The following is a 15,357-nucleotide window of genomic DNA, read 5'->3' as shown; positions in this document are numbered from 1 at the left end:
TTACTTGAACCTAGAGCAAAGCTGCTCCGTGCTCACCTTGTAAGTTGCATTGAAAAGTCACAGCGATCTTGCGTTTGATAAACCACTGTTTCACCGTGATAGTCTGCACGGGATTTATATACTTCTTTCCCGCATGCCAACAACTTGTATCCAGCCCCGCTAGATGGCTTGCCGCTTCTTGAAACCAAGGTAAAGTTGCCCCGATAGTTCCCGCTGCCCACAACTTCTACAAAGCGCACTGCATTCACATCAATATCAAAAGGGGGTGATACAAATTGACTTCTTCCTTGGCCATCCGTCCGTCCCTGCAATGAAATCGCAGGAGCTTCGCCGCTGGACTTCGGATCATGGACCTGAAGTAGATAAGGAGTATTTTTGAGCACCCTCCCCATCTCCGGGCTATGCAGCACAAAATAGCAGCCTTTATTTACACCTTGCTCGCCTTGCCCCACTTTCTCAATTGGCGATGAATGACACTGATAAGTCGCTTTCATCGCGGCGCGGATCGCCTCAGGTTCAAGCGGCCCATTAAGGGCGCAACCTGTCACAATTAATACAGCTGACAAAATCCCAAAGCGGGAAACAATCCTTGAAATGCTCATCATAAAAATTGGCTCAATTAATTATAAGACCGAAAACGAATAGATTTCACTACAGCCTCGTATAAAGCTAGAGCTTCTTTTTGAGTTATAGTTGATGGAATTGACTGGCCTGCCCCCACTTCACCTGTGCTAACTTCAAGATGCACACTTGGCTTTAAAGCATTGCCAATCTCTCCCAAAGTCTCCCAATAAAAACCGTACACCTTTCCCATTCCATCATCTGAAGGAAATATTTTTAGAGACTCTTCACCTTTATTTCCATTCACATCTCTCACGCCTGAACGCAGCGTATTTATTTTGGCTAGCACTTCTTTGGGGAATGACTTATAACGTTCATCGCTTCTATCTAGCAATGTTTTTTCCTGCCTGAAGTAAACATCACTTGATAGGCGGACGAAAACATCCGGATGCTTCTTTAAAGTAAAACTCAAACTTACACTCTCAATCTGCTGAGTCTTTCCATCTCCGGCAACAAACCCATTCTCAAAACAAAACCCAGCCTCTTTTGGTATGTCATTGCTGGAACGATATCGCAAGCTTGACATTAGTTTTTTATATTGCTCAACCGTCTGGGAGATGCTTTTCCCATCAAACCCTTCTCCCCCAGTGTAAAAATATGTTCCCGCACCGGGTCTGGTGGATGGAACCAACAGATAAGCATCAATTCCGTAAGCTGTTGTGCTGTATAAATCAGCCTTGGAGACTATGATCCTCTTATTGTTATCCCCTTCAAACTCTGATCCGGCATATTTAAAGCCTCGCTTATAATTTTCACTCTTTCTCTTCTCGAGTGATTTTGCAACAAGTTCTTTAAATTTCTGTGGGCCACGCCCAGAGTCAATAGAGCCAGAGATATATTTATTTGTTCCGCCAATCAATTCCAGCTCGAGCGGAACATCAACCACATAGCGACCGAAGCAGTAAGTTTTGCTTTTCTCAAACATCTCCCCTCCCTCTGCAATTACGTTTGAACTACCCCCTGCTACTATTAATAATGAGAGTGCAAGCATCTTCATTAGATAACCCTTTAAGGTTTTGCTGGCTCGGCAAGCTGTATTAGTCTGGCAATGCCATAAATAGTAGCTCTAATTGTAAATTTATCTCCATAGCTTTTTTGATGATCAAACCCTCTCATCTCAAAGACAGCTTGTGGAGTTGGTTGTAATTTCGCTAACACAGCACCAGAATCAAGTGGAACAGTACCATCGCCCGCTTGGTTTCGCTCATTTCTCAACTTCAATTTCACCTTCGGGCTACCCTCCTGCTGATACAGTGAAACTGTGGACTTGCCAGTCAGACTACGGCCACTATCCTTATTCAACAACAAGGGTAGCGCATCGTCATCAGGCAAACTCTCTGTCTCCCAGCTTACTTGTCCAAAAGCACGGTATTTTTTCTCATCTGCCCCATAATATCCATAAGTCTGGGGATGAGCATACAGACCAACTGTATCATGGAACAGTTCAGCCTTAGAAAGAGACGTTTCATAAACTTGTCGAGGAGGTGCAACCGTTTTGATTGTATTGGCTGGATCAATCAGATCTGGATCAAGCATTCCCCACCAACATTCGTCAGTAGTTTTACTATATATTTCTTCATAAGGATCAGCCTTTGGTAGATGAATTAACACCTCTTCTCTGGCTCCAGAACCTTTGACAACTCTTAGCCAGCCAGAAGGATAGTGCTTTGTAGGCAGCAACTCCAACGGCCCAGGAGAACAAGCTAACGTCGGAGTAACATCTGCCGCATTCCAGCCAATAATTGACGCAGTTGCCGCGCCAACGATATCGAAAAAACCACCGACTTCAGTGCCGGCCCGAAAGCGTCGATAAACTACCGGAGCACCCGCTACAGGCTGTACCCCATGTACAATCCCTAATACCTTATCCTCCGCTAGTTGAGCTGCGCGGCGTGTAACTAACCCTCCCATAGAATGGGATATCAGAATCACTTTACCATCACAATGAAAGTAATCACTTTTTTGGTAATAAGCAATGATCTCGTCAATTTTTACAATCAGAGACTGAGCAGACTCTTCATTACTTTGAAGCCAATTGTAGCCATGCGCCCAGACCGGATAGTAATAATCATCAAGTTTAAGAACATCTTCCTGAGAAAGCGATTTAGGTACTTTATTCCAGGCAGTAACTGTTTCTTCAGCCAAAAAAGAATAATCAGGCTCTCCCTTGACTCGTTTCGCTTTGGAGTGTCCTCCTGCAAGATGACTCAGTAAACCAATTTCAGGAAGCAGGAAATTGCCACGCTCTTTAGGAAGTCCTGGCTTACTATACTGATCATTCAGACTAATCTCCAATTGACTCAGAATGCCATGATAGCTTTCTGCATGAAGTGCCCCCCAACCTCTTTTTTTTGCCTCTTCAGATGTTAGCCAGAAAACATCCGAAGGCGCTTCGCAGGGGCCATCCCAATTGACCTCAGTCTCTTTCGGATCAAACAAACCTTGGCGAGTTCCTGGCGATTGCATAGCGCCTTTCCCTGCGGCACCAATGCCAGAAAATACGCCATTAGGAGGAGACCAAGCATTGCCCCGGCCCCCTCTTAATTTTAGATTTGTCCCCATAATTCCCGGAACAAAAATTATAGGAATCACCGTATGCGGCGGCTTTACACACAGAGCACATTGCTTAAAGGATTCAGGGCTTTGAGTTGAATTAAATTTAGGATTACCATTTTTATCGAACTCTAGCTTAATCCGACGAGTAGCCTTTTCATTCACCCACGCGGTCATACTATTTCCGATTCAAAAACATTGTTAATTGTTCAGTGGCTTTTCCTACAACAGTCTCTGTTGTCCCTGTAGCGTCTGTACTCCCGCCTCCAACAACAGCCCCCTGTCCATTTTTTAGCTCATGCGCAATCTGAGTTTGGGCTATACCAGAGCGGCCTGAAACCGCAAAAGTTTCATTGGTTTTAAAACTACTCTTAGGCATATTTGGCAGCTGTAGCGAACTATTCCCGGGACCTTCCATCGAATGACTAGATGCTTTCTGAGTGTGAGAACCAGAGGCTTGAGTGATGATACTACCACCACCATAAGCTGCTGAAGCACCTTGAGCCGATATTGTTATTTTGGGCGCAGAAAGGACAATCTCCTCTAAGGAGTACAGCATTAATTTTTTAGCCGCACCAATTTCAACTTCATCGTTTTGGGCTTGCAACTGAATTTTGCCAGCCGCCGCAATCAATTTCATGCCTAATTGCTGCACAAATATTGACAAGGACTGCCCAACACGAAAGCGGAGTTTTTGCCCGACACTGACATTACTATCTTTAGCTGTAACTAGATCATAGTTTGAGCCTGCCGCCATATTAATACTAGAATCCGATGAAACAGCAATACCTTGAGGAGCAGTCAACGCCAGCATTCCTTTACCTCCATTCTTACCTTCTTTAGAAGTGTTGCTTCCCGCTTCCCATTGTTTTAAATCTTCAACTAGCTGCTGTTGTAACCTTGTATCCGTAGTTTCTGCCTCATGAATCTCTGAGGTTTTAGCTAGCTCTTGTGCAATCGACAAGGCCATTTCTAACTGACTTATCAATTCATCTCGATCCAACTGCCCGCCCTGAGCCTTGGGCTGGCCATGCGCACTAACAAGAACTCCTCTAGCAGCTCGAATTGCTCCGGCTAAGTCGGATCGCAATTCGAAACCTTCACCCCGAGGTTCTGCTTTCCCGTCTTTGCGGGGATGCGTCAAAAAGCCCTGGTTCAACTGGGTCTTGCCTGGCTCACTGGAAAGCTTGGCGCGAACTTCGCCGGGGGTATCATCAAACAGCAGCTCACTGTAGCCGCCTCCTTGATGCTCTTTGGACTTGATGCCGGAGAGGGTCTTGTTCGCTGGCAAAGCCCCTGCGCCGCTAAAGTCCGGTGTGGCGTGGCTGCCGTTATAGAGCACGCCAACAACCACCGGGCGGTCAATGTCTCCTTCCAGAAAATCCACCAAGACTTCCTGACCGATGCGGGGAATGAACTGATGCCCCCAAGCCGCCCCAGCACTGGGCATCACCACTCGAATCCAACAAGAGGACTTGTCATCCATCGCCGCGCCGATGCCGGGATGTTCTTCAGCACGCTGCCAATGGAATTGCACCTTGATGCGTCCGAACTGATCCGTATGCACCTCTTCGCCGGCTGGCCCCACCACGGTAGCGGTCTGGCTGCCCAAACTCGTTGGCTTGGCATGCCGGGTATAGGCGTATGCCGGCGTCAGCGGAATGCCGCGCCGTTGAGCGGTAAAGGTGGTTTGGTAGGGCGCAGGTTCAGTTTGTTCTTTGCTTTGGGATAGATCAGGGATGGCGGTTTGAAGCAGCCGCTTCAGTCCTTGGGGAAGGTTGTTGTGAGCGATGAAGTTCTGTTTGGTCACCACGAATTCACGTTGCTCGCTGCTGTCGCCGTCATGGTTGGGATGGTTGTCCAGACGGAACCATTCGCCAGGCAGCAGCCCCCTGACCGCGCCACCGCCGCTGAACTGCTTGGCTTGTAAATCATGCGCCTGCTGCCGCAGCTGCGCGTAATGCCCAAATTGCTCCGCATCGCTCGCATAGTAAAGTGTCTGCGGCGCGTAATCCTGCAAGGTGGACTGTAAGGCCTTGCCGCTCTGCCCCTGATTGATTTGGCTTTCATCGCCCGTCATATTGCTGGTGACAGGCTGGTAATCGAAGCTCGCCAGAGCGACATTGCCGGATACGATTTGCCGGGAAGATTCCCACGCGGTTAAGCCATCCTCTTCTTCCGTCGCATCGCTACGGTGAAAGCGCAGACGCTCCATGCTGGCGGCGGGTAGCCCAAACGGATCATCAAACAGGATCAGCTGTACTTGCGGCAGCTTGTCTTTCTCAGAATGGGCAAACCGCCAGCCGTAACCCTCTTCATGCATCAAGCGCACGATAAAGTCATAGTCGCTCTCGCGGTACTGTAGGCAGTAGCTGCGCGGCGAAGCCGGACCCACTTGAATGTCCAAGGTTTGAACCCGTGCGAACTGGGCATTATTCGCCTGATGCTCCGCCAGAATCTGCTTAATGATGTCTGGCACGGTCAAGTCCTGGAACACGCGTGAAGTCCGCCGATAGCGCAGCAGCGAAAAAGGAGCTTCCACCGTCAAACCGTACTGAGCGAAACCGCCATCCGCCCCCAGCTGCTTCACCTCCGACACCACCCCGCAGCGTACAAGCTCTTCCCCGGAGGCGGCGGCAATGCCTATCTTTGCGGCCACGCCCAGCAGAGACTTCAATTCGATGGAGCCGTTGGGAGACAGGCAGGTCAATTGATAGCGATAGCTCTCTGAAACGCCTTCCTCGCCTTCCAGAGTCTGAGGCAACAGGGTTTCAGCCGCGATGCTGCCATCCCCGAGGGACAGTGTGAGCAGGCGATTGTCTTGCGTGAAGGCACTGGAAAAACTGGCAAGCAGCTGGCTGATATCCATAGAAATAGAATGTCCGCAAAGAAAAACCACTTACATAAAGTGGCCTTTTGGTGTTGGTCCGCAATGGAGAGCGGTAACATTCTATTTGGATGGGCGGTGACAGAACAAGCGACCTAGGTCAAGGTTTGGCAAGACCCCATCCTAAAGGACAGGGACACACTCTCCCAAGAGCATCGTTTCATAGTAAAAGCCCGAAAGAATAGGGCTGAATGCCTCTAAGCTACAGCCTTTAAAAAGCAACGGCAAAGCGCATTAATATAGCTCTCGGCTGTATCCAAATAATATATCCGCAATCCAGTTGCCCTATTTAATAAAGATGGCTTTCATCCGGTAAATTGCTACGATGCTACGAGTGAAGATTTTTTCTTCAAACGCGCAGTTTTATAGACACGGCTTGGCTGGATAATTTGTTAGGTGAAAGACTATAGTCATCATGGCAAGCTCAAACAGCAAACATTCCCACCTCTAATAATCTCCACCGAAATTCATTAGTTTATTTCCCAGCCCAAAGGCAACTCTGGGTAGCTGATCCAGTAGCTCAGACATTCCTTATCAAGGGTATCGCTCCATTGATAGATACCTGCCCCTGCGTAGTAAAAGACAGGCTTCCTGTCAATGTAAGCAATAATATCGGCTCGATGACGATAAAATGGAGAGGCTAACATATCACTAACAGAAACCTCATCTATACAAACCATATCAGATATCTTGCCATGCTGCCTCACGCAATGTTCAAACTGCGATAGCTCGTTATCTGGCAAAGATAAAACATGTTGCGCTACCACTTCGGCAAATGAATTCTTAAATGACAGCAACCCCATACAGGAAGGATGTTTATACGCATATTCTTCTGGATTCATAGAAAAGCACTCCAATCAAGCAAAGCTGATGGGATTTTATAAGATTTGAGAAGATTTCATGACGCAAAAACAACTGTTCACGGCGGCAAAAAAATATGCTAGGGTTAACACATTTTACAAATAGTTCAAGAAAGAACAATTCAAATGCAGCCAATTACATCTAAGCTTATTAGCAACGACTGCATAGAAGCTGTAATTGAAGAGAGCAAAAGCGCACCTAGAAAACGTACGCCAATCCTGATCCATAGCAGCTACGATGAGATCCCTCAACGCTTCGTGAACTGCATGGCATCAGACTCTTACATCAAGCCTCATAAGCATGAAAGTGATAATCAATGGGAACTGTTAACTTGGATATCTGGAGAAATGCTTGTTATCATTTTTGATGATTCTGGCAAAATACTGAACAAGGTTGAGATAAGTCAGTACTGCCACCGCGTGATTGAGATACCGCAAAATTTGTATCACAGCTATGTCCCTTTATCCGACTGTGCATACCTTGAAATACGGAACTGTAGCTTTACTTACGGACGGCCAGAGGTAGATCGTACATTTGCCGACTGGGCACCTGACGAAGGTGATCACGAGGTAAAAAACTTTACCACTTGGCTCAAAGAAGCGGATATTGGAAAATGGTATGAACAAGAGCGACAATTATTATCAGATAATCAACTATAGTCCCGTCCCAACTTTCTGGAAGAATGCAGAACGATTCTTCATGGGCTGCAACCAGAAATTTCTTGACATGGTTGAAGTCGAAGACATTGGAATCCTTATCAAAAAACGGGATATAGACCTGCCTTGGGCACACAATTGGGAACTCTTTGAAAAAGATGATAGGCTTGTTTTAGAAACGGGACAAACTGTTACTAGACTCGAGCAAATACCCTCTGGCAATGGTGACTCCATTTGGTCTGAAACTATTAAGCATCCAATTATGCGAGATGGCAAGATAGTGGGATTGGTCGGCTTTTGCAAAGACGTCACAATTGAAAGAAGGCTGCAAGAGATAGAACGTGAGCGCAGCATTGACAAACTACATTTACAACTTGCCAACTTAGTTGATAAGTTCATGAATGATGCACAGCACACTAAACTATCCATCTTAAACCAGCGCCTAGGCATAAATCATGGCGGAAACAAAACAAGCAGAACACAAATAAGTCTAAGCAATAGAGAGCAGGAGATAATTTACTATCTATCCATCTACAAATCCCCAAAAGAGATCGCAAAAATATTATCAACGATTCATGGCAAAGACATTTCAATTCGTGCGGTGCAAACAGCTATTAGCGATAGGCTTTATGTAAAGTTCGACGTAAACACGACAAGTCAGCTATTAGAGCGAGCAGCCGCATATAGTCTCATCCCTCTACGCATGCCTAGCTAGAAGCGATCTGAAATAAGTCGTTTTCAATACCAAAATCTCTTTAAAAATCATAGACTTACATGTTTTTGCAAGAACAAATTGGGGGCTTACTCAGATGGTGCTTAGAAACTTGTCAACTAAAACAATGAGAACAACTATTGAGAGTGGAGCTTGAGGGAAAGTGAGTTGACGCCATCTTCCAGACACGAAGCGGATAAACCACTCCTAGCTGATTTGAATCGCTCCAGCCTCTCCAGGCAATCTTAATTTGATGGAAATACTGCGCCTCAAACCATTCCGGCGATAGCCCATTTGCTGAACCATGCCGACGCTTCGGGTTTTAGAACATCTCGGTGTATTCGAAGATTTCTTGACGGTCTTCTAGTCGTGATAGGTTTTTCGCTTGATGCACCCATGCCTCAGCACCAGAAAGAACTCTCCGCTACGGACTTGTCGTGGCCGCTCCCCATTCTGGGCACAAACATGCCACATGCGGGCCAAGACATAGGCATACCCCACCCAAGCCCTTTGGCAAATCATGCGACGGCCTTTTTTTGAATATCACGCTCCTCGCTTATCCGGTCAACTCTGCTTTAAAATCGTGGATTTCGGTTTGCTGGGCGGAAAACTCCATCGACAGGGTATATTTGGGATCGTAGCACTTCAGCCATTGATACAGCCTGTGAGTAGAGATATCAGGAGACTGTAACTTCGATAATGGGATAACCCATTCAATGTCCTGTTTATCGGCTTCGACTTTAGAACTATTTAGGGAACCTCTATCTGCTTATGGCACATCTTTATCGAGCTTAGAATACGGCTGACTAGGTCTCTAAAAAAGTGAGAGGCAATTCACTAGGAAAGAGGAGTAATTTAACCCAAAATCACACAGGAAAAAGTGGAAGATCATTCAGTATCGATTGTGCGGAATCTCGCGGGCGTAGTGCCAAATACAGGGAATCAACAGCCTTAGTCGGAGTCCCTCCTCGAATCAAAGAGATCAGAGATGCCGCGCGGTAATGCCCTTCAACATCAGCCCCATCGAATGAGTTCAAATGCGCATAAAAGCGAAAAGCGGCACCTTTCAAGACAAACTCAATCAGATACTTAAGGATATTGGCTTCAAACAAGGGCTGATAGAGCCGATCACTTCGAGTTGTTCTCTTCACGGCAATGGCAAAGAGAAAACCCGCACCATCAATCATGTCTTCGAGGAGCCGGTGTGCCCCTTCTAGAAAAACTAGGTTCTGCTCATTCAGGCTATCAACCCCATCAAGAAAACACTTCATCGCATTTGGTAACGGATACGGCAACCTAACACCCACAATGTCCGGCGAAGATAATCCCAACTCCATGCCGCGCAAGTGCAGCGCATGATCGAATGCCTGAATGCTGCCGCGAACTTCCGGCTTAAAAAGCCGAGTTGCATCGTATCCACGAGGAAGCTTAACGATTGCGACCTTCCGTGTTGGCGTGGCAACAGCACCCTCTGGACATACATATGCCGAAGATGACCATTGGCCAGAGTCCATAAAACGATTCCATGCAGCTGCTGCATTCCAAAAAGCTCCTGCTTCAAGCAACTCAAAAACATCGCCCTCGACCTTTGCGATTGCAGAACTTTGCACATTGAAAGCAGCACCAAATAAGAGTCTCCCTGCCTCTTCAGCATTGCTTCGGAAAGTATTCAGATATGTCTCATACGTACGGGTGGGGTCAGGATCAGAATCGGTGCCAGGCATGAAGGCATCAAACGTACAGTTCATGGCAGCTTGCTGACGAAAGCGGAAAAGTGTATTACGCCCTTTCACCCGATTCATCCTACGATCTTCAAAGCACTTGCCATGTGGGCAAGTTAAGCAAACTGCACTATGGTCAAAGTCGAATGGCATCAAGAATCCTGTCTGGTTGCGATTTCTCGAGCCGTAGCAAAAAGCACGTCGAGATCAACACCTAGTCCGCGGGCGATCCTCTGCATGACATCCAAGGAAGGGTTTCGAACACCTCGCTCAACGCCGCTGATGTATGTCCGATCGATACCAGCACGCTCAGCAAGCTCTTCTTGGCTTAACCGGAGGAGCTCCCTATGCCGTCGTACGGCAGGGCCAAAGTAGTCTGCTAAATTCATGCCAATAAGCTAAATTCGAGTCGACTATGAGTCCACGGACTATCAGTCACATTTCGTACTTCCCACAGTTATATTTGACTAGCCTCCTTGGCTTTCGTAGAATTTGAAGATGTCTAAAAGTCACGTCATTCCGCCGGTCAAAATGCTTATGAATCATCAACCTACTGCACTCTCTCTTTTCTCCGGATGCGGAGGGTTCTGCGAGGGAATAGAGTCATCCGGCTTCGAAGTACGCACAGCAGTTGAACTCGACAAGTTTGCCTGCCAGACATACAAGCACAACTTTCCAAAGACTCCACTTTTTGACCAAGATGTGCACGACTTCCTTACCGAAAAAAGTGGGCATCGCGAAAAATACCGATTGAATAATATTGACTTAGTTTTTGGCGGCCCTCCTTGCCAAGGATTCAGTCAGATTGGTACACGCCGCCTTGATGATGAGCGTAACGAACTTTACAAACAGTACACTCGAATTGTGAAGACGTTAAAACCTCGAGTTTTCCTAATGGAAAACGTCCCCAATTTGGCGATGATGAACAAGGGGCATTTCAAGAATCTAATTCTCAAAGAATTTGCATCCATTGGTTACAGCAATACCATAATGCTTCGCTTACTTGCTTCTGACTTTGGTGTGCCACAAACTCGTCAACGTGTAATTTTCATTGGCACTCGAGATGAAGATAACTTTCCGTACGACCTCACCACCTTCGCTGAAGGCGTACTTGAACAATTGAAAGTAAACCGCCCCGTTACAGTACACGAAGCTCTTTTCGACCTCCCCAGCGAGGTTGTGCACAGTGGCGAAGTTATGTCGTACCCCAAAGTATCAAGGCCAAATGACTTTCTTAAAGACATGCGACTCGATTCTGATGGGAACCGCTACACCAAGACAATGAAGAAACAGCGAGGAATAGGGCGATCTAAAGCATTGCTTCATAATCACCATACCAAAGAAATTCAAGAGAAGCGTGCTCATTTGATCTCTCTACTTGAGCCTGGCATGAAAGCTAATAGCCTTCCGAAGGAAATCTGGGATAACAAGCGTCCTGAGAAATGGCGGCGACTTCACCCCGACCTTCCATCTCATACAATCTTGGCTCAAATGCATCGTGATTTAAGTGAATGGATTCATCCCCATTTGAATCGCTGGATCACAGTACGTGAAGCCGCTCGCCTTCAATCGTTCCACGATGGTTTCGTTTTCGTTGGCAGCGAGTGGCAGCAACTCAAACAGATTGGTAATGCAGTCCCCCCGCTACTTGGCTTTGCTCTCGGGAAACTTGCTCAGCGCGTTTTAAACACCCTTGATCAATCTGAATCCGCAATTGAAGAAATTGCACCGATTGGAAGTCAATCGACATTGCTTAAAGCGGAAGTTGATTAAGAATAAGCCTTCAACATATAAGCAAGCGCGGGGCCATCAAGAAAATAGATGGCCCCATCTTCTTGACCTCTATCCACCTCGGCACTTCCCCGCTCGCCCCTTCCCCTACAGCTCGCCCACCGGACTTTCCACTATTGGCGCACTACCAATTTGATAGCAACCCAACTTAATTTTGCCAAATATTTCCCATGAAATTCGACAGGAGATTAGAGAACTCAATGAACCATGGGATACAGACATGATTATAGCCCTGCCACCACGTTTCAATCGTCTATTTGGCATCATGCAAATTTATGAAAGATAGAAACTCAGCATCCCTATATCAGGTGATTACGGGCAAGGCCGTGTACCTGAAAGCAGCCGAAGCCAGCCGTGTTCTTCACCCGCAGACTGTTCTTTCCCTAGCGGCAGGCCGCTGCAGGGCTGCGGATGACCATCCGTCAACACAACCTTTGCGGCACTAGCAGGCAAGCCGCACCGTTCTCCAGCCTCCCCGGCCCTGTATGCCATGAGCCCCATCCGACATCTTCTAAACAGGGTAAAACAGCCACTTTTTGAAAATCTAATTCCTATATTTTATCCTTTATTTTCGGTGATAAAACTGGGAAATCGTGCTATTACACTCCCACATAGAAGGAGGCTCAACTTTTTCTTTCCAACTCCCCGCACTCCGACCCACCACCACGCCAGAGGTAAGGACAGCTCCATGATGACAAACGACAGCAACCGCCCCAACCCCCACGACCACATTGCACAGATCACGCCAACGATGGCAGAGCTATACCGTGTGGCCAAGAAGTTGGGCATCCCTGGACGCAGGCTACTTGAACGCATATGCGCCAGACTGCACCAGCTTGACTATATGAAGCATGGAACGCCTGTTCACATCACGGTGAGCGACTACGCCGCCACCTATGACATCAGCCTTGATACCGCCATGGCCGAGATACGTGAAGGCATCGCCGCGCTACACCGGCCCGGCAAACTCAGAAAGACCCAAAAGCAAGATGGGGATGGTACGCCAGCACGCTATTGTGAACTTTGGTTTAGCTGGGTGGATTCGATCCAACTGGATTCTGCCCTACTCAATCAAGGCACCATCTTCAAGAAAGAAGCAAAGGAAAATCTGAGCAAGCCAAAAGGAGATGCAACGGTTTCCGTATGGATATCCAAAAACGTGCACGCAAACAAATCCGCTCTTCTGAAAAAGATAAAAAATGACTTTAAGATAAAAGAACCGGCCCCGCTCTCTTTTAAAGAGGGCGTAAAGAGTGTAGGCATGTACGCAGAGACATTACGAAAAATATGCGATGTCCAAGGATCGGATTTTTGGAGTAGGAACGAGATCAGAACAAAAGATATTTCGATAGTGGAGTTACACAAGAAAATGCAAAGCTGCCATTCTTACCAAACCAACTTTAAAGATTTCAGACGGAATGTACTAACACCGGCCATCCAACTATTAAATGACAAGCGGGAGCATTACAGGGCAACCCTTTCAATGGAGCCAATCAAGACAGGGAAGAAAGTCACTTCGATTCGCTTTACCGTGACAGATGTTGAGATCAAGCCGAGAACATCGAAAATGGGCTCAGCAAAAAATGACTGGAACTATAAAGAGCCAAACCTTGAATAATACTTTAAAAAGGAGACCACCAGAAATCATATGGCAAGACCAACCATTCAATTCAACAATGAGGACGTGCAAACCTATCTGACAGTGTATTTAACCCTGAATCACTTCATGAATGACTCCGGCTTACCGCGTGTTATCACCACTGCCGTTGATGATATATTGGAAGGAGTATCCAGATTGGACTATGGCGGCAACACCAGACCACTGAGCAAGTCCAAGCTCTACACGCTGTTATCGGCCCTTTCCATCGTCTCCACCGCCACCGTTCAAGCGGCCACAGGACAATCTAGCAGGCACTCACGCAACCTCTCACAGGCGCTTAGAGTGGCTTCAACGGCCATTCTGAATACGCTGGTGAAACATGGTGAACCGTGCTCTCTCTGGAATGCGAAAGCACCATTTAGTTAAGCACTTACGAGTTATGGCAACCTATATAAAGGAACTTGAATTTTGCTTCGCAAGTCACCATTCTTGTCAAGAGACAGATACCATATTAGTGCCCGATTCAAGGTTATTTTTCAGAACCTTTAAGGCTCTGGGACACAGACTTAAATAGGGGTACCAGCTTGGTTTGATGATTCATTTTGAACCTATCTTCAAACCATCCCTTAAAGAACCTTTCAAGAAACTGAAACAGAAGGATGAAGTGGTATCAAGATGATTCCTTCAGGTTCTTTAAGAACATTAACCCTTGGTACCCCCTTGTACCTCGAAGTATCCCGTCAGCGTAGCCATACGCGATAGCACGCCATTTACGGGCTTCCCAGCCCTTTAAAACACCCACACCACCACTCACGCCCATTCAAGCTTGTCGCTTCGAGTGCGCTTCATGCTGCCTACTGGTTTAAGGCGCGTGAGGGCATGAAAGCGATGGGACACTTGAGGCGACAAACTTAAAAGGAAATAAACCAAATGACTCAATCCAATAAGCGTACCGGCTCCAGTCTCATTCACACCGTTACCGACTGCCCCAAGGCCCTGATGCTGACTTTGGAGTTCTCCGAAGAGCAAGCAAGCCGCATGATGAACGTACGACGCATCCTGCCATTCGTGGAGAACCGCAAAGAACCGTGTATTGATGCCCGGAAGCTGTGGGAGCGCCTTGGTAAACCTCACAAGCGTTTCCGCGACTGGGCCGCTCACTACATCAAACCACTCGCAGCGGAAGGCTCTCGGAGAAAAGCGGAAATTTCCGCGATTCTCACACTCGGCAAAACAAAGCCTCAGCAAGACTACCTGCTCTCTCGTGACGTAGCCGCCCACCTAGCCATGCAAGCCAATACCGATGAAGGGGAAGCCATCCGAGAATACTTCCTAGACATGGAGGACTTGGTACTCAAGCTGGCTCGTCATGGCTATCTGCGCGCGGCCACCATCGTCAAGACCGATAACGAGCTAAGCAAGGCAACCATAGTAAAGGTGCATGAAAGCGCAAAGGCCATCGGACAGAAACTGTCTTCTTACCAAGTGAAGCAGCTAGCCCTCATAGATGAACGCGCCATCAAATCGTTGGTGGCCAAGGCATTGACGGGCATTCGAGCCAGTCGATGGAGAACCTACGCAGGAAAAGGTGTCCGGGATGTTCTGCGCGTTGAACACCTTGACGTCTACGCGAAGGCCTACAATGTCGCTTTGGCGCTCTGTAAGGCGGGTATGCCGATTAAGGAGATTGAACGCGTCTTGGAGGCCAGCTTCGGCATGACCATCTGCATGGCGGAATATCTTGATGAACAACAAATTGAATGGGCCATTGAGGATTGGTGTCAATCTGCCTATCCCTATTCTGATACTCCCCGTCCCCGGCACTCGTTGGCTTTGGACCTTGACTATTGATGAACGAGATTAGCCAAGCCCATTGACGCTAGCCCCGCTTTGATACGCTGGAGATAAGACACATCATCAAAGCTGGGTTAGCGCGGCACCGCTGGCAGGTGTTG

Annotated in this window: 13 protein-coding genes; 6 read left to right on the top strand and 7 right to left on the bottom strand. The window is 47.3% G+C overall.

The genetic code is table 11. From position 1 onward, the window contains the following. Positions 1-32: 32 nt before the first annotated feature. From VI26_RS24175 to VI26_RS24165, 5 genes are all read right to left on the bottom strand, one after another. A complete protein-coding gene (locus VI26_RS24175) occupies positions 33-605 on the bottom strand; it encodes a hypothetical protein (protein WP_156183686.1) in 573 nt (190 codons plus the stop codon). 14 nt (positions 606-619) lie between these two features. Continuing rightward, positions 620-1,546 carry a T6SS immunity protein Tli4 family protein gene (locus tag VI26_RS24170; protein ID WP_156183685.1) on the bottom strand — a complete coding sequence of 309 codons (927 nt, stop codon included), beginning with the start codon at positions 1,544-1,546 and terminating at the stop codon, positions 620-622. 83 nt (positions 1,547-1,629) lie between these two features. Next, entirely contained in the window at positions 1,630-3,351 is a 1,722-nt protein-coding gene (locus tag VI26_RS23505; protein WP_082150800.1) for a hypothetical protein, read from the bottom strand. Position 3,352: 1 nt separating this feature from the next. Next, on the bottom strand, positions 3,353-6,043 hold the full coding sequence (locus tag VI26_RS00375) for a type VI secretion system Vgr family protein (protein WP_082150799.1): 2,691 nt from the start codon (positions 6,041-6,043) through the stop codon (positions 3,353-3,355). Between the two features lie 488 nt (positions 6,044-6,531). Then, on the bottom strand, positions 6,532-6,903 hold the full coding sequence (locus tag VI26_RS24165) for a hypothetical protein (protein WP_146176584.1): 372 nt from the start codon (positions 6,901-6,903) through the stop codon (positions 6,532-6,534). Between the two features lie 144 nt (positions 6,904-7,047). Here VI26_RS24165 and VI26_RS23500 point away from each other — a divergent pair, with 144 nt between their 5' ends. Together VI26_RS23500 and VI26_RS00370 are read left to right on the top strand one after the other, a co-directional pair. After that, on the top strand, positions 7,048-7,581 hold the full coding sequence (locus VI26_RS23500) for a WbuC family cupin fold metalloprotein (RefSeq protein ID WP_082150798.1): 534 nt from the start codon (positions 7,048-7,050) through the stop codon (positions 7,579-7,581). Then, the gene (locus tag VI26_RS00370; RefSeq protein ID WP_048407761.1) at positions 7,541-8,293 is read left to right on the top strand and encodes a PAS domain-containing protein; all 753 of its coding nucleotides are present in this window, start codon (positions 7,541-7,543) and stop codon (positions 8,291-8,293) included. Before VI26_RS23500 ends, VI26_RS00370 begins: the two co-directional genes overlap by 41 nt. 863 nt (positions 8,294-9,156) lie before the next feature. On the opposite strand, the gene VI26_RS23495 is transcribed toward VI26_RS00370, so the two are convergent. Both VI26_RS23495 and VI26_RS23490 read right to left on the bottom strand, forming a co-directional pair. Continuing rightward, complete coding sequence (locus VI26_RS23495) at positions 9,157-10,092, bottom strand: Cfr10I/Bse634I family restriction endonuclease (RefSeq protein WP_231460983.1); 936 nt, start codon at positions 10,090-10,092, stop codon at positions 9,157-9,159. A 71-nt stretch (positions 10,093-10,163) separates the two neighbouring features. Further along, positions 10,164-10,400: a helix-turn-helix domain-containing protein gene (locus tag VI26_RS23490; protein ID WP_082150796.1), complete on the bottom strand. Its 237-nt coding sequence runs from the start codon at positions 10,398-10,400 to the stop codon at positions 10,164-10,166. 109 nt (positions 10,401-10,509) lie between these two features. On the opposite strand from VI26_RS23490, the gene VI26_RS23485 reads away from it, so the two are divergent. The 4 genes from VI26_RS23485 (at position 10,510) to VI26_RS00345 (ending at position 15,253) form a co-directional block, all read left to right on the top strand. Further along, positions 10,510-11,784 (top strand): DNA cytosine methyltransferase, encoded by a 1,275-nt coding sequence (locus tag VI26_RS23485; protein WP_082150795.1) that lies wholly within the window; start codon positions 10,510-10,512, stop codon positions 11,782-11,784. A gap of 706 nt (positions 11,785-12,490) precedes the next feature. Then, positions 12,491-13,420 (top strand): replication initiation protein, encoded by a 930-nt coding sequence (locus VI26_RS00350; RefSeq protein WP_048407757.1) that lies wholly within the window; start codon positions 12,491-12,493, stop codon positions 13,418-13,420. A 30-nt stretch (positions 13,421-13,450) separates the two neighbouring features. Beyond that, positions 13,451-13,828, top strand: coding sequence for a hypothetical protein (locus tag VI26_RS24160; RefSeq protein ID WP_156183684.1), 378 nt, complete (start codon positions 13,451-13,453; stop codon positions 13,826-13,828). Between the two features lie 504 nt (positions 13,829-14,332). Beyond that, entirely contained in the window at positions 14,333-15,253 is a 921-nt protein-coding gene (locus VI26_RS00345; protein WP_048407756.1) for an antA/AntB antirepressor family protein, read from the top strand. Positions 15,254-15,357 lie beyond the last annotated feature (104 nt).

Source organism: Chromobacterium sp. LK1 (assembly GCF_001043555.1).
Classification (GTDB): Bacteria; Pseudomonadota; Gammaproteobacteria; order Burkholderiales; family Chromobacteriaceae; genus Chromobacterium; species Chromobacterium aquaticum.
This window is presented reverse-complemented; position numbering and strand designations above follow the sequence as displayed.